The 14,902-nt window shown below is 70.8% G+C and carries 13 protein-coding genes; 11 read left to right on the top strand and 2 right to left on the bottom strand.

Annotation, left to right across the window (positions count from 1 at the left end):
- From ACWC21_RS18185 to ACWC21_RS18135, 11 genes are all read left to right on the top strand, one after another.
- Nucleotides 1-1,095: carbohydrate binding domain-containing protein (locus ACWC21_RS18185; protein WP_450882885.1), on the top strand; the 1,095-nt coding region annotated here is incomplete at its 5' end.
- Between the two features lie 174 nt (nucleotides 1,096-1,269).
- On the top strand, nucleotides 1,270-2,085 hold the full coding sequence (locus ACWC21_RS18180) for an SOS response-associated peptidase (protein ID WP_450882883.1): 816 nt from the start codon (nucleotides 1,270-1,272) through the stop codon (nucleotides 2,083-2,085).
- A gap of 165 nt (nucleotides 2,086-2,250) precedes the next feature.
- Nucleotides 2,251-2,889 carry an alpha/beta hydrolase family protein gene (locus ACWC21_RS18175; protein ID WP_450882882.1) on the top strand — a complete coding sequence of 213 codons (639 nt, stop codon included), beginning with the start codon at nucleotides 2,251-2,253 and terminating at the stop codon, nucleotides 2,887-2,889.
- 256 nt (nucleotides 2,890-3,145) lie between these two features.
- Nucleotides 3,146-3,829 (top strand): RNA polymerase sigma factor SigR, encoded by a 684-nt coding sequence (gene sigR, locus ACWC21_RS18170; RefSeq protein ID WP_388804723.1) that lies wholly within the window; start codon nucleotides 3,146-3,148, stop codon nucleotides 3,827-3,829.
- Complete coding sequence (rsrA, locus tag ACWC21_RS18165; protein WP_389151426.1) at nucleotides 3,826-4,137, top strand: mycothiol system anti-sigma-R factor; 312 nt, start codon at nucleotides 3,826-3,828, stop codon at nucleotides 4,135-4,137. The genes sigR and rsrA overlap by 4 nt, the downstream gene beginning before the upstream one ends.
- Before the next feature lie 136 nt (nucleotides 4,138-4,273).
- Nucleotides 4,274-5,590 carry an HD-GYP domain-containing protein gene (locus ACWC21_RS18160; protein ID WP_450882879.1) on the top strand — a complete coding sequence of 439 codons (1,317 nt, stop codon included), beginning with the start codon at nucleotides 4,274-4,276 and terminating at the stop codon, nucleotides 5,588-5,590.
- A complete protein-coding gene (locus ACWC21_RS18155; RefSeq protein WP_450882877.1) occupies nucleotides 5,587-6,837 on the top strand; it encodes an HD-GYP domain-containing protein in 1,251 nt (416 codons plus the stop codon). Before ACWC21_RS18160 ends, ACWC21_RS18155 begins: the two co-directional genes overlap by 4 nt.
- 100 nt (nucleotides 6,838-6,937) lie before the next feature.
- Nucleotides 6,938-7,942 (top strand): tetratricopeptide repeat protein, encoded by a 1,005-nt coding sequence (locus ACWC21_RS18150; RefSeq protein ID WP_450882875.1) that lies wholly within the window; start codon nucleotides 6,938-6,940, stop codon nucleotides 7,940-7,942.
- Between the two features lie 75 nt (nucleotides 7,943-8,017).
- On the top strand, nucleotides 8,018-8,668 hold the full coding sequence (gene def, locus ACWC21_RS18145; RefSeq protein ID WP_450882873.1) for a peptide deformylase: 651 nt from the start codon (nucleotides 8,018-8,020) through the stop codon (nucleotides 8,666-8,668).
- 244 nt (nucleotides 8,669-8,912) lie between these two features.
- On the top strand, nucleotides 8,913-9,998 hold the full coding sequence (gene cyc1, locus ACWC21_RS18140; protein WP_450882981.1) for an epi-isozizaene synthase: 1,086 nt from the start codon (nucleotides 8,913-8,915) through the stop codon (nucleotides 9,996-9,998).
- Nucleotides 9,995-11,365 carry a bifunctional albaflavenone monooxygenase/terpene synthase gene (locus tag ACWC21_RS18135; RefSeq protein ID WP_450882871.1) on the top strand — a complete coding sequence of 457 codons (1,371 nt, stop codon included), beginning with the start codon at nucleotides 9,995-9,997 and terminating at the stop codon, nucleotides 11,363-11,365. Before cyc1 ends, ACWC21_RS18135 begins: the two co-directional genes overlap by 4 nt.
- Nucleotides 11,366-11,431: 66 nt before the next feature.
- On the opposite strand, the gene ACWC21_RS18130 is transcribed toward ACWC21_RS18135, so the two are convergent.
- A complete protein-coding gene (locus ACWC21_RS18130) occupies nucleotides 11,432-12,445 on the bottom strand; it encodes a ribonucleotide-diphosphate reductase subunit beta (protein ID WP_450882869.1) in 1,014 nt (337 codons plus the stop codon).
- A complete protein-coding gene (locus tag ACWC21_RS18125) occupies nucleotides 12,445-14,838 on the bottom strand; it encodes a ribonucleoside-diphosphate reductase subunit alpha (protein WP_450882867.1) in 2,394 nt (797 codons plus the stop codon). The genes ACWC21_RS18130 and ACWC21_RS18125 overlap by 1 nt, the downstream gene beginning before the upstream one ends.
- Between the last annotated feature and the right edge of the window lie 64 nt (nucleotides 14,839-14,902).

The raw sequence follows: 14,902 nt of genomic DNA, 5'->3' as shown, positions 1-14,902 counted from the left end.
GTCCGGCTGGCGAACGAGCGAGGCAAGGTCCCGGCCTTCACCGAGTTCGGGGAGAGCGGCACCGATGTCCGCAACCCACAGTGGTTCACCCAGTTGTCGCAGGCCATGCAGGGGGACCCGCTGGCCCGCCAGATGACCTACATGCTCACCTGGGCCAACTTCGGAGGCACCAAGCGTGCTTACGTGCCGTACCCGGGCCACCCACTGCTGCCGGACTTCGTCAAGTTCTACCAGGATTCCTACACCCTGTTCGCCGCCGATCTCCGTGGGGTGTACTCCGCTCGCACCACGGCTGTCGGCAACGCCCCCTTCATGCATCTCGTGACCCCCACGGACCGGCAGCGCGTGACCGCCACGCAGACCACCGTCCGGGTGCGTGTCACGCCGGCGAGGGCGAGCCGGGTCACCTACTCCGTGAACGGCGGACGCGCCAGACCGCTGTGTCTCGACGCCGACGGCTTCTACTCGGGCGACTGGTCGATCGACCCGTCCTCGCCGGACGACCGCTCGGTGACCCTCACCGTGAGCGCGCGGGTGGACGGCAGGACGCTCACTGACTCGGCCCTGATCCTTCTCGGCGAGGCCCCGCCCCTGCCCGCCGGATGGGTCGACGACTTCGAGGGGTACGCCGGAGACGACACCGCCCTGAGCGATGCGTACACCCACGTCAATGCCCACACCCTCACCCTGTCGGCCGACCACAGGTCCTCGGGCTCGTACGGACTGGCCTACGCGTACGACTTCACCGGCGCCGAGTACACCGGCACAGGCAAGCCGGTCGACGCGGACTGGTCCGCCTTCACGTCCCTGGCGCTGTGGTTGCAGGGCGACGGTTCCGCGAACGGCGGAGCGCTCCAGATCGCCGCCGACGGAGTCGACTTCTGGTACCAGGTTCCGCTGTCCGACAGGAACGGGCAGGAGGTCAGGGCACCCTTCAGCGATTTCGCACCCGCTCCCTGGGACACCGCACACGCCGGAGCCGTGCTCGACGCGGCTCGTCTCGCCAAGGTGACGTCGTTCGATCTCTACCTCGTCCATGGAAGCGGCGCGGCGACCAAGGGGGTCGTGTACGTGGACGACATCAGGGCCGAATGAGGCTGTTCCTCACGGTCTGCCGTGAGTCGCCCCTCCCACCTGCACCGGCTCGTCGAACAGCAGCGGCGATCCGGACGGCCGGCGCCCAGTGACCGTCTGCCACTCTTGGACGTGTCCCGGTGGCTGGGGCACGAAAGAGCACCAGCGTCGTCGCGGGTAGGAGGGGCGTTTCACATGTGCGGACGGTATGCGGCGAGTCGTAGGCCCGAGGATCTCGCGGGAATCTTCGAGATCGAGAAGTGGGAGCCCGAGGAGGCCCTGGAACCGGACTACAACGTGGCCCCGACCAAGGAGGTCCACGTGGTCCTGGACCGTCCTCTGAAGGACGCCGCCGACCGGCGCCCGGTTCGCCAGCTGCGCAGGCTCAAGTGGGGCCTGGTCCCCTCCTGGGCCAAGTCACCCGAGGGCGGCGCACGGATGATCAACGCGCGCGCGGAGACCGTGCACGAGAAGCCGTCCTACCGCCGCGCCTTCGCCGCCCGGCGCTGCATCGTGCCCGCCGACGGCTACTACGAGTGGGTCACCGGCACCCAGGAGCGGGACCTGGAGGTCGAGGGGAAGAAGAAGCGTCCGCGCAAGCAGCCGTACTTCGTGCTGCCCGCCGACGGGTCGGTCTTCGCCATGGCCGGGCTGTACGAGTTCTGGCGGGACGGCACCCTGCCCGACGACCATCCGCGGGCCTGGTGGGCGACGTGCTCGGTGATCACCACGGAGGCGGAGACGACGCCGCTGGCCGTGGCGCCGGCCGAGGGGCCGCGGTCGCTGGCGGACATTCATCCCCGGATGCCGTTGATGCTCACGGCGGATCGGTGGGACGCGTGGCTGGATCCGTCCCGAACCGATGCCGAGGATCTGCGGTCCCTGCTGGTGCCGCCGCCCGCGGGGCTGATGCGGGCGTATCCCGTCTCGACCGCGGTCAGTAATGTGCGCAACAACGGTGCCGAGCTGCTCAAGGAGCTGGACGGGCCGGAGGTGGGGACGCTGTTCTGACCCGGGGCTGACGGGCGCCCGGGGCTGGTGCCGGGGCGGGGGGTGCGCAGCCCGGCGCTTGCGGGGTGCCGCTGCGTCCCCCAGCGGCACGATTGCCCGCAGCTACGGCGGCTGCCCGCAGCTACGGCGGCTGCCCGCAGCTGCGGTGGCGGATACCGTGAATCCGTGACCCTTACCGAGACCGTCGAGACCGTCGAGACCGATGCCGGGACCGCCCGTGTCACCTGGCACCCGGCCGAGAGGCCGAGGCTCGTGCTGGCTGTCGGTCATGGGGCCGGCGGTGGCATCGACGCTCGGGACCTCCAGGCGCTCGCCAGGGTCCTGCCCGGCCACGCAGTGACCGTCGCGCTCGTCGAGCAGCCCTGGCGGGTGGCGGGCAGGAAGGTGGCGCCCGCGCCGAAGACGCTGGACGTGGGGTGGCACGGGGTGTGGCCCGTGCTCGCCAAGCCGGGGCTGCCGGTGGTCTCCGGCGGGCGGAGCGCCGGGGCGCGCGTGGCGTGCCGTACGGCGGGCGAGCTCGGCGCGCACGCCGTCCTCGCGCTGAGCTTCCCCCTGCACCCGCCGGGCAGGCCCGAGAAGTCCCGTGCCGACGAGCTGCTGGGCGCCGGGGTGCCCACGCTCGTCGTGCAGGGCGGCAACGATCCGTTCGGGAAGCCGGAGGAGTTCCCCGGCGGGACGGACATCGTCGAGGTGCCGTACGGCGATCACGGCTTCGCCGTGCCCAAGCGGGCGGGGGTCACCCAGGAGCGCGTACTCGAGATCATCACCGACGCGGTGGCCGAGTGGAGCTCGTCACTCGGCTGACCATCGGGAATGCCGGGCCCCCCGTCGCTGTTGTGGCCGACGGAAGTGCTGAACCACCAGCACGGATGTCGTAGGAGAGGAAGTCCGCCGCATGGGTTCGACCTACTGCCCGAGCCGCAGCAGCCGCGCCGACCTGGAGTGGACAGTGCTGCACGCGGCGAAGGCCGCTCCTATTCGAGCGGCGGCAGGCACCGGTCGTCGTCTATCCTCCGAATCGAGTGGGTCCGGTTTCGGCCTCACGCACGATCTTGAGGAGGTGGGTCCGGTCACTGGGACGGACGCAGGGACCGACAACGGCCAGGCGGAACTGCCCGAGGGCCGGGGCGACGGCGCGGAGTCGACCGCGGAGCGCAGCGCGCGCTTCGAGCGGGACGCGCTCGAATTCCTCGACCAGATGTACTCGGCGGCCCTGCGCATGACGCGCAACCCGGCCGACGCCGAGGACCTGGTGCAGGAGACGTACGCCAAGGCGTACGCGTCCTTCCACCAGTTCCGCGAGGGCACCAACCTCAAGGCCTGGCTGTACCGGATCCTCACGAACACCTTCATCAACTCCTACCGCAAGAAGCAGCGCGAGCCCCAGCGCAGCGCCGCGGAGGAGATCGAGGACTGGCAGCTCGCCCGGGCCGAGTCGCACATGTCGACGGGTCTGCGCTCCGCCGAGTCGCAGGCGCTCGACCACCTGCCGGACTCGGACGTGAAGGAAGCGCTGCAGGCGATCCCCGAGGAATTCCGCATCGCCGTCTACCTCGCGGACGTCGAGGGCTTTGCGTACAAGGAGATCGCGGACATCATGGGGACACCCATCGGTACGGTGATGTCCCGGCTGCACCGGGGTCGCCGCCAACTGCGCGGCATGCTCGAGGACTACGCCCGCGACCGTGGGCTGGTCCCGGCCGGCGCCGGGGAGTCGAACGAAGCGAAAGGCTCGGGCTCATGAGCTGCGGAGAGCCGCACGAGACTGACTGCAGTGAGGTACTCGAACATCTGTATGAGTTCCTCGACAGTGAGATGCCGGACGTCGATCGCGACAAGTTCCAGCAGCACTTCAAGGAGTGCTCGCCCTGCCTGGAGAAGTACGGCCTCGAACAGGCCGTGAAGAAGCTGGTCAAGCGCTGCTGCGGGCATGACGACGTGCCGACCGACCTGCGTGCCAAGGTCATGGGCCGGATCGAGCTGATCCGTTCCGGCCAGGCGGTGCCCGAGCATGACGTGACGGCCGCACCGGCCACCGGCCAGGAGTCCTGATCCGCTCCTGACCTCGGTACACCTGGGTACCGCTCGGTCATCACCCGAACGTGCTAATCCCCGGGTCATGAACCCTCGTACCCCCCGGCAACCGCCCTAGGCTCGGGAAGCCTGGAAGGGCGTCGGGGGAGGGGTCATGGAGGCGGTTCCGGCACGGACACGCGGCTACGTGGCCTGTGTCAGCCTGCTCGCGCTGCTCTGTCTGCGGCCGCTGCCCTCACTCCCCACGCCCTGGTGGGCGCTCGCCCTGCTCGCCACGGTGTACGCCGCCTGCGAGCACGCCGTCCGGCGCCGTTCCGTCGGCACGTTCCACCCCGTCTATCCCGTCCTGCTCGCGGGGGCGTTCCTGCTGCCCCCGCCCGTCGCCGCGCTCGTACCGCTGCCGGGTGCCCTGCTGTCCCGGGTGGAGCAGCGGCCCGGGGCCGTGCGGCGGATCTGGCGGGCCGCGCGACTGGCGCTCGCCGTGTGGGGCGCGGCCTGGGCGCACCGGGCGCTGGGCGGCTGCGACGCGGTCGCGGCCTCGGACTTCCCGTACGCCCTGCTGCCCGCCGTGGCCGCCGTTCCGGTGTTCTGCCTGGTGCTGGCCGCGCTCGACGGCGGGATGCTCGCCGTCGGGGAGCGGCTGCCGGCGCGCCGGGCCTGGCGGGGGCTGCTGTCACGGTCCCTGGCCCCGATCGGGGTGCACGGGCTGGCAGGCCTGATGATGGCCGTGCTGTGGCGCAGCCCGTACGGGCCGGTCGCCGCGCTGCTCGTGCTGCTGCCGATGTACGTCTCCTGGTGGGTGTTCGCCCAGTACCACCGCGAACGCGCCGCGCACCAGGCCACCATCCGCGCACTGGTGCAGGCCGTCGACATCAAGGACGGCTACACGCGCGGGCACAGCGAGCGCGTCGGACAGGCCTCCGTGCTGATCGCCCGCGAGCTGGGCATGGCCGACGAACGCGTCGAGGTGCTGCGCTTCGCCGGGATCCTGCACGACGTCGGCAAACTCGGCGTGCCCACGCGCCTGCTCCGCAAGGACGGACCGCTCACCCCTGAGGAGCGGCGCATCATCGAGCTGCACCCCGAGTACGGCCACGAGATGGTGCGCGGCATCTCCTTCCTCGGTGAGGCCCGCGCGGCGATCCTGCACCACCACGAGCGCATCGACGGCAGCGGATACCCCTACGGGCTGGTGGGCGGCCAGATCCCGGAGTGTGCCCGGGTCGTCGCCGTCGCGGACGCCTTCGACGCCATGACCTCCACCCGTTCCTACCGCAGGGCCCGGCCGGTTACGGCCGCCCTCGAGGAACTCCAGCGGTGTGCGGGCGCGCAGTTCGACCCCCGGATGGTCGCCGCCCTGGTCCGGGCCCTGGGACGGCACGGCTGGAACCCCGCCGTCACCGCCGACGAACCGGAGTGCGCCACGGCACCGCCCGACCCCGTCCACGGCCGGACCGGAGCGCGGCGATGACCGCGCTGCGCCTCATCCACGCCTCGGCCGCCCTCGTCGCCGCCGTCTCCCTCGCCGACACGCTCTGGACGGGCCTCGACGAACGGGGCGGAGCGCTCGCCTTCGGTGTCCTCGTCACGGTCGGCGAACTCAGCCGATGGACCGGTGCCCAGGTCCGGGAGGCCGCCCCCCTCGGCGCCGCCGGTGCGCTGGCGTACGCCCTGCTCGGGGAGGACTCGGGGCACGCCACCCGGCACGACGCGCCCCAGGTCGTCGCCGTCGTCCTCGCCGCCTCCCTGCTGGGCAGCGTGCCGCACGTCTGGAGCGGGCGGACCCCGACCCTGGACCACCTGGCCCGCCGCGTCCTCACCGTCGGCTTCGCCGCCGTCTGCTTCCAACCCCTCTACCAGCGGGGTGTGTTCGACAGCTGGGGCGGGCCCGCCTACGCGCTGCTGCTGATCGCGCTGCTCTCGCTCACCGCGCTGTGCGACGCCGTGCTGGCCGCCGCGCTCGCGCACTCCCGCAGCCGGTGGCCGTTCGGTCCGCTCCTGAGGGACGAGCTGCGGGGGCTCCTCGGCATCGGGTCCGCGGTGTGCGCGACCGGAGCGGTGATCGCCCTCGGGGTCGCCGTCGCGGGCTTGTGGGCGCTCCCCGTCTTCTGCCTGCCCCTGCTGCTCACCCAGCAGTCGCTGCGGCGGTACGCGGCCGTGCGCGCCACCTACCGGCAGACCATCGCCTCGCTGGCCCGGGCCACCGAGATAGCCGGCTACACCCCGGCCGGGCACGCCCACCGGGTCGCCGCGCTCAGCCGCGCCGTCGGCCGCGACCTGGGGCTGACCCGGCCCGAGCTCACCGTGCTGGAGTACGCGGCGCTCATGCACGACATCGGCCAACTCAGCCTCGTCGACCCGGTGCCGGCCGGGGCCACCGCCGTGCTGCCCGCCGAGGAGCAGCGGCGCATAGCCCTGCTCGGCGGGGCCGTCGTACGGCAGACCGGGGTGGACGCGGCGGTCGCCGTGGTCGTGGAACGGCAGGCCGACCCCTATCCGGAGCAGCCGCTCGCCGCGCGGATCGTCCGGGCCGTCAACGCCTACGAGGAGAAGGTGCGCGATGCCGGGCCCGGCGGCCCGCTGCGGGCGTTGGAGGAGCTGCGGCTCGGCGCGGCCGGGGAGTACGCGCCCGAGGTCGTCGAGTCGCTCGCGCGCGTGCTGTGGAACCAGGGGTGCGGCGCGTCTGGCCCTGCCGCGGGCTGGGTAACCCATGGGTAATGAGCGCACGTCCCTGCGTACGTGGTTGGATGCGAGGGAGAGGGTGTCCGGGGGCAGAGGCCAGCCCACTGCGCGGAACTGGAACTGGCAGGCGGGAATCGTGAGGATCTTCGGCAAGGGACGGCACCGGCCCTCCGCCTCCTGGCGGCAGGCCACCGACCGCGCGTTCACGCTGATCGGGGACGGCCGGTACGAGGACGCGGGCGAGCTGCTGACGCGCGCCGCCGATCTGGAGCCCTGGCTGTCGGAGTCCTGGTTCAACCTCGCCCTGCTGCACAAGTTCCGGCACGACTGGGAGCAGGCCCGGGCGGCGGGCCTGCGGGCGGTGGCGCTGCTCGAGAAGGAGACCGGGGCGCCCGACTGGTGGAACGTGGGCATCGCCGCCACCGCGCTGCAGGACTGGCCGTTGGCCCGGCGGGCCTGGCAGGCCTACGGTCTCAGGGTGCCCGGGGGCCTCGCCAGGCCGAAGGCCGGGGCGGTGGCCGGCGCCGGGGAGCCGCTCGGGATGGACCTGGGCAGTGCGGCCGTACGGCTGTCGCCGGAGGGCGAGGCCGAGGTCGTGTGGGGCCGCAGGCTCGATCCGGCGCGGATCGAGGTGCTGTCCATTCCGCTGCCCTCCTCGGGGCGGCGCTGGGGCGAGGTCGTGCTCCACGACGGGGTGCCGCACGGCGAGCGGACCACGGCCGCCGGGCATGCCTACCCCGTCTTCGACGAGATCGAGTTGTGGGCCCCGTCGCCCGTGCCCACCTGGGTGGTCCTCCTGGAGGCCGCCACCGAGGCCGACCGGGACGCCCTGGAGCAGCTCGCCGCCGACGCCGGCTTCGCCGCGGAGGACTGGTCGTCGTCCGTGCGGTTGCTGTGCCGGATGTGCTCGGAGTCCCGGATGCCGTCCGACGAGGGCGACGGCATTCACCTCGATCCGCACGACCACAGTGAGCCGGGGCATCCGGGCCCGCTGGGCCACCGTACGGACGGGCAGCTGTGGGTACCGGAGCGGGAGTGCGGCGTCGCGGCGCCCGCCTCGCTGGTACGGGGTCTGCTGGACGGCTGGGTGGCGGACAGCCCGGACTCCCGGGACTGGCGGGATCTGGAAGAGGTCTGCTGAGCGTTCGCCGTACCCTGTATCAGCATCACACCTCTGTTTCGACCCCGGTTTTTGCAAGGAAGGCGTACGTCGGTCATGGCGCAGCAGGACACCGATCAGCAGCACGCGGGCGTGCTCCCCGTCGACGAGGAGGGCTTCGTCGTCGACACGGAGGACTGTGAGGAGCGCGAGACCGCCTGGCGCGAGCGCGGCACCTCGCGGCCGATCACGGTCGTCGGCAACCCGGTGCTGCACAAGGAGTGCAAGGACGTCACCGCGTTCGGCGAGGAGCTCGAGCAGCTCGTCGCGGACATGTTCGCCAGCCAGCGCACCGCCGAGGGCGTCGGCCTGGCCGCCAACCAGATCGGCGTCGATCTGAAGGTCTTCGTCTACGACTGCCAGGACGACGAGGGCGTCCGGCACGTCGGCGTGGTGTGCAACCCGAAGCCGGTGGATCTGCCGGCCGACCGGCGCCGCCTGGACGACAGCAACGAGGGCTGCCTGTCCGTCCCCACGGCCTACGCGCCGCTCGCGCGGCCCGACTACGCCGAGGTGACCGGACAGGACGAGAAGGGCAACCCGATCAAGGTACGCGGCACGGGCTACTTCGCACGCTGTTTGCAGCACGAGACCGATCACCTGTACGGCTACCTCTACATCGATCGTCTGTCCAAGCGTGAACGGAAGGACGCCCTGCGGCAGATGGCCGAGAACGAGCCACGCTACCCCGTGGTCGCCAACGACTGAGACCGCGACCCGGACGTACGGGAACCGCGTGAGAGCAGCGACGACGCCCGGTCGGGATCTTCCCGGCCGGGCGTCGTTCGTCTGTTCGTCGCAAGATTTCCGGCATCTTTGGGTGGTGAGTGGAGTAAATCCATTCCCAGACCGGTCAGTTGTGGTGCTGAATGGAAGTGCGGGGATACGCAACGGCGCGCGCCCGGTATCGCCGGAGGGGCGTGCGTTCATGGCGGCTGAGAGGGGCTTGTTCGTGCATGCTTTCCCACACAGCACCACATCGACACCGACGGCGGTCGCGGTTCCACCCTCGCTCGCCCTTCCGGTGATCGAGGACGCGTTTACCCGGCATCTGCACCCGTATTGGCCAAAGCTTCAGGAGAAGACCCGCCTGTGGCTGCTGGAAAAGCGGCTCATGCCGGCCGACAAGGTCGCGGAATATGCCGACGGACTGTGCTACACCGACCTCATGGCGGGGTACTACCTCGGTGCCCCCGACGAGGTGCTGCAGGCCATAGCCGACTACAGTGCGTGGTTCTTCGTCTGGGACGACCGCCACGACCGTGACGTCGTCCACGGCCGCGCGGGCGCCTGGCGGCGGCTGAGGTCCCGGCTGCACATCGCCCTCGACCTCCCCGCGCACCACCTGCACCACCCCGACCCCGTGGTGGCGGGGCTCGCGGACAGCGTGCTGCGGCTGTACTCGTTCCTGCCGAGCACCTGGAACGGACGGTTCGCCCGGCACTTCCACGCGGTGATCGAGGCGTACGACCGCGAGTTCCGCAACCGCACGGAAGGCCGCATCCCCGGGGTCGAGGAGTATCTCGCCCTGCGGCGCCTGACGTTCGCGCACTGGATCTGGACGGACCTGCTGGAGCCCAGCGCGGGATGCGAACTCCCGGCCGCCGTCAGGAAACACCCGGCTTACCGTCGTGCTGCCCTGCTGAGTCAGGAATTCGCCGCGTTGTACAACGACCTCTGCTCGCTGCCGAAGGAAATCGCGGGCGACGAGGTGCACAATCTCGGAATCAGCCTGATCACCCATCAGGGGCTGACCCTGGAAGAGGCCGTGGCGGACATCAGGCGGCGCGTCGAGGAATGCGTCACCGAATTCCTGGAGGCCGAGCGAATCGCCTTAACGTTCGCCGACGACCTCGACGACGGCACCCTGCCGGGGAAGGAACTCGGCGTCGCCGTACGCGCCTGCCTCGGCAATATGCGGAACTGGTTCTCCTCCGTCTACTGGTTCCACCACGAGTCCGGCCGGTACATGGTCGACAGCTGGGACGACCGGTCCACGCCCCCTTACGTCACCAACGAAGCGGCAGGTGAGAAATGACCGTCGAATCCGTGCGGCCCGCGGCACCCGAGGCGTCCGAGCCGAGCGAACCGCCCCTCGCCGGGGGCGCCGTCCCGATGCTCGGCCACGGCTGGAAGCTGGTCCGAGATCCGCTGGCCTTCATGGCCCGACTACGCGACCACGGCGACGTGGTACGCCTGAAACTGGGCCCCAAGACGGTGTACGCCGTCACCACGCCCGAGCTCACCGGCGCGCTGGCGCTCAGCGCCGACTACATCATCGCCGGACCGCTGTGGGAGTCCCTGGAAGGGCTGCTCGGCAAGGAGGGCGTCGCCACCGCCAACGGCTCCCGGCACCGCCGTCAACGGCGCACCGTCCAGCCGGCCTTCCGGCTCGACGCCATCCCCGCGTACGGGCCGGTCATGGAGGAGGAGGCGCACGCGCTGGCCGAGCGCTGGCGACCCGGCGAGACCGTCGACTGCACCTCGGAGGCCTTCCGTGTCGCCGTGCGCGTCGCGGCCCGCTGCCTGCTGCGCGGCGCGTACATGGACGAGCGGGCCGAGCGGCTGTGCACCGCCCTCGCCACCGTCTTCCGCGGCATGTACCGCCGGATGGTCGTCCCGCTGGGCCCGCTCCACCGGCTGCCTTTGCCGGCCAACCGGGAATTCAACCGGGCCCTGGCCGATTTGCATCTGCTGGTCGACGAGATCGTCGCCGAACGCCGGGCATCCGGTCGAAAGCCGGACGATTTGCTGACGGCATTGCTGGAGGCGAAGGACGAAAACGGCGACCCCATCGGGGAACAGGAGATCCACGACCAGGTGGTCGCGATACTCACCCCCGGAAGCGAAACAGTCGCCTCCACGATCATGTGGCTCCTGCAGATCCTGGCCACACACCCGGAACAAGCCGCCAGGGTCCGCGCCGAGGTCCAATCCCTGACCGGCGGCCGGCCGGTTGGATTCGAGGACGTGCGCGGGCTGACCCACACGAACAATGTCGTCGTCGAAACGATGCGGTTGCGCCCCGCCGTATGGATATTGACACGGCGCGCGGTGACCGAAACCACGCTCGGCGGCTATCGCATTCCGGCCGGTGCGGACCTCGTCTACAGCCCGTACGCGATCCAGCGCGACGCGCGTTCGTACCCGGACCACCTGGAGTTCGACCCCGACCGCTGGCTGCCGGACCGCGCCAGGGACGTGCCGAAGTACGCGATGAGCCCGTTCAGCGTCGGCAACCGCAAGTGCCCCAGCGACCACTTCTCCATGGCCCAGCTGACCCTGATCACGGCCGCCGTATCGGCGAAGTACCGCTTCGAGCAGGTCAGCGGGTCGAACGACGCCACGCGGGTCGGCATCACGCTCCGCCCGCACCGGCTGCTGGTGCGCCCCGTGCCCTGGTGACCCCGGTGACCGGATGGGACGCCGCCACCGGCGGCGTCCCACGGACCTACGGGCCGCCCGGGCGGCTCAGAAGTCCTCGTCCAGGTCGACGGTGCCCTCCACCGCCACCTGGTACGCCGACGGACGCCGCTCGAAGAAGTTGGTCAGCTCCTGGACACCCTGCAACTCCATGAAGGAGAAGGGATTCTCCGAGCCGTACACCGGAGCGAAGCCGAGGCGCGTCAGACGCTGGTCGGCGACGCACTCCAGGTACTGCCGCATCGAGTCGGTGTTCATCCCCGGGAGGCCGTCACCGCACAGGTCGCGCGCGAACTGCAGCTCGGCCTCGACGGCCTCCCGCAGCATGTCGGTCACCTGCTGCTGGAGCTCGTCGTCGAAGAGGTCCGGCTCCTCCTTGCGAACGGTGTCCACGACGTCGAACGCGAACGACATGTGCATCGTCTCGTCGCGGAACACCCAGTTGGTGCCGGTCGCCAGGCCGTGCAGCAGACCCCGGCTGCGGAACCAGTAGACGTACGCGAAGGCGCCGTAGAAGAACAGGCCCTCGATGCACGCGGCGAAGCAGATGAGGTTCAGCAGGAAGCGACGGCGGTCCGCCCGGGACTCCAGCCGCTCCAGCTTCTCGACCTCGTTGATCCACTTGAAGCAGAACCCGGCCTTCTCACGGATCGAGGGGATGTTCTCCACGGCCGCGAAGGCGGCGGTGCGGTCCTCCGGGTCGGGCAGATAGGTGTCCAGCAGGGTCAGGTAGAACTGGACGTGCACGGCCTCCTCGAAGAGCTGCCGGCTCAGGTAGAGCCGCGCCTCGGGGGAGTTGATGTGCTTGTAGAGGGTCAGCACGAGGTTGTTCGCGACGATCGAGTCACCGGTCGCGAAGAACGCGACCAGACGGCCGATCAGGTGCTGCTCCGCAGGGGACAGCTTCGCGAGGTCGGCGACGTCCGAGTGGAGGTCGACCTCCTCGACGGTCCAGGTGTTCTTGATGGCGTCCCGGTAGCGCTCGTAGAAGTCCGGGTAGCGCATGGGACGCAGGGTCAGTTCGAAGCCCGGGTCGAGCAGGTTCGCGGATCGGGTGGTCATTACTGGCAGGCCTCGCAGGACTCGGGGTTCTCAAGGGAGCAGGCGACCGCGTCGGGGTCGGCGGCCTGCTGGACGGGGATCGGCTTCCGGGACTGCGCCTGGCCCTGGGCGGCGCGGGCGATCCGGGTCGCCGGGCGGGAGCGCAGGTAGTAGGTCGTCTTCAGACCCTGCTTCCAGGCGTACGCGTACATCGAGGAGAGCTTGCCGATCGTCGGCGTCTCCAGGAACAGGTTCAGCGACTGGGACTGGTCCAGGAACGGGGTGCGCGCGGCGGCCATGTCGATCAGACCGCGCTGCGGGATCTCCCAGGCCGTGCGGTACAGGGCCCGTACCTCGGCCGGGATCCAGGCGAACTCCTGCACCGAGCCGTTCGACTCGCGCAGCGCCTCACGGGTCCGGGCGTCCCACACGCCCAGCTCCTTGAGGTCCTTCACCAGGTAGGAGTTGACCTGCAGGAACTCCCCGGAGAGCGTCTCGCGCTTGAACAGGTTGGAGACCTGCGGCTCGATGCACTCGTAGACGCCGGCGATCGAGGCGATGGTGGCGGTGGGCGCGATGGCCAGCAGCAGCGAGTTGCGCAGGCCGGTCGTCGCGATCCGCGCACGCAGCGCCGCCCAGCGCTCCGGCCAGGCGAACTCGACGCCGTAGTGGTCCGGGTGCAGCACACCGCGGGCCGTGCGGGTCTTCTCCCAGGCCGGCAGCGGGCCGCTCCGCTCGGCGAGGTCGGCGGAGGCCTCGTACGCGGCGAGCATGACGCGCTCGGCGATGCGCGTGGAGAGCGTCCTGGCCTCGGGGGAGTCGAAGGGCAGCCGCAGCTTGAAGAAGACGTCCTGCAGGCCCATCGCGCCCAGGCCGACCGGGCGCCACTTCGCGTTGGAGCGGCCCGCCTGCTCCGTCGGGTAGAAGTTGATGTCGACGACGCGGTCGAGGAAGGTGACGGCGGTGCGGACCGTCTCGTCCAGCCGCTCCCAGTCGATGTCGCCGCTCGCCGTGTCGACGAAGGCGCCGAGGTTCACCGAGCCCAGGTTGCAGACCGCGGTCTCCCCGTCGTCCGTGACCTCGAGGATCTCCGTGCAGAGGTTGGAGGAGTGCACGACGTGGCCCGGCTCGGCCGTCTGGTTGGCGGTGCGGTTGGCGGCGTCCTTGAAGGTCATCCAGCCGTTGCCGGTCTGTGCGAGGGTGCGCATCATCCGGCCGTACAGGTCGCGGGCCGGGATGGTCTTCCTGGCCAGGCCCGCCGCCTCGGCCCCGCGGTAGGCGGCGTCGAACTCCTCGCCCCACAGGTCCACCAGCTCCGGCACGTCCGCCGGGGAGAACAGCGACCACTGCTCGTCGGCGTCGACCCGGCGCATGAACTCGTCCGGGACCCAGTGCGCGAGGTTGAGGTTGTGCGTACGGCGGGCGTCCTCGCCGGTGTTGTCCCGCAGTTCCAGGAACTCCTCGATGTCGGAGTGCCAGGTCTCCAGGTAGACGGCCGCGGCGCCCTTGCGGCGGCCGCCCTGGTTCACCGCGGCGACGGAGGCGTCCAGCGTCTTCAGGAACGGCACGATGCCGTTGGAGTGCCCGTTGGTGCCGCGGATCAGCGAACCGCGGGAGCGGATACGGGAGTACGCCAGCCCGATGCCGCCGGCGTGCTTGGACAGCCGGGCGACCTGGTGGTAGCGGTCGTAGATGGAGTCCAGCTCGTCCTTGGGGGAGTCCAGGAGGTAGCAGGACGACATCTGGGGATGCCGGGTGCCGGAGTTGAAGAGGGTGGGGGAGGAGGGCAGGTAGTCGAGGCGGCTCATCAGCCCGTAGAGCGCCGCGACCTCGTCCACCGAGCGGCTGGTGTCGTCCTCGGCGAGACCGGCGGCGACGCGCAGCATGAAGTGCTGGGGCGTCTCGACGACCTTGCGGTTGATCGGGTGGCGCAGCAGGTACCGGCTGTGCAGGGTGCGCAGACCGAAGTAGCCGAAACGGTCGTCGGCGCCGGTGTCGACCAGCGCGTCCAGGCGCTCGGCGTGCAGCCGTACGAACTCCGCGGTGCGGTCGGCGATGAGCCCCTCGCGATGGCCCACGGCGACGGACCCGGTGAAGGACGTGACGCCCTGCGAGGCCGCTTCGGCGCGGATGGTGAGGGTGAGCAGCCGGGCGGCCAGCCTCGAGTAGGCCGGATCCTCGGAGATCAGGCCGGCGGCCGTCTCCGTGGCCAGCTCGCGCAGCTCGGCCTCGTCGGCCCGCGCCGACCGGCCGCGCAGCGCGGCGGCGGCCACCCGGCCGGGGTCGGCGTCGGGCAGGTCGGCGGTCAGCTCGGTCAGGGTCCGCAGCAGCGTGGCTCCGGGACCGTCCGGCTCCACCGGGACGGCCTCGGTCGCCGGGGTGGCTGAAGCCGGGTCGGCTGGCGCGATGGTCACGTGGGGCACTCCCTCGCTCGGCACGGGGCCTGGCGGAGGGCAGGGGGCGGCACGAGCGCACGCG

The organism is Streptomyces sp. NPDC001348, from assembly GCF_053597535.1.
The sequence above is the reverse complement of the archived record's forward strand: the minus strand, read 5'-3'. Positions and strand labels throughout refer to the sequence as shown.

What these genes read in the sequence shown, in the direction of transcription:
- rsrA (WP_389151426.1), top strand. Translation starts at nt 3,826, where the DNA reads ATGAGCTGCGGAGAGCCGCACGAGACTGACTGCAGTGAGGTACTCGAA.
- ACWC21_RS18180 (WP_450882883.1), top strand. Translation starts at nt 1,270, where the DNA reads ATGTGCGGACGGTATGCGGCGAGTCGTAGGCCCGAGGATCTCGCGGGA.
- ACWC21_RS18160 (WP_450882879.1), top strand. Translation starts at nt 4,274, where the DNA reads ATGGAGGCGGTTCCGGCACGGACACGCGGCTACGTGGCCTGTGTCAGC.
- ACWC21_RS18135 (WP_450882871.1), top strand. Translation starts at nt 9,995, where the DNA reads ATGACCGTCGAATCCGTGCGGCCCGCGGCACCCGAGGCGTCCGAGCCG.
- def (WP_450882873.1), top strand. Translation starts at nt 8,018, where the DNA reads ATGGCGCAGCAGGACACCGATCAGCAGCACGCGGGCGTGCTCCCCGTC.
- ACWC21_RS18155 (WP_450882877.1), top strand. Translation starts at nt 5,587, where the DNA reads ATGACCGCGCTGCGCCTCATCCACGCCTCGGCCGCCCTCGTCGCCGCC.
- ACWC21_RS18130 (WP_450882869.1), bottom strand. Translation starts at nt 12,445, where the DNA reads ATGACCACCCGATCCGCGAACCTGCTCGACCCGGGCTTCGAACTGACC.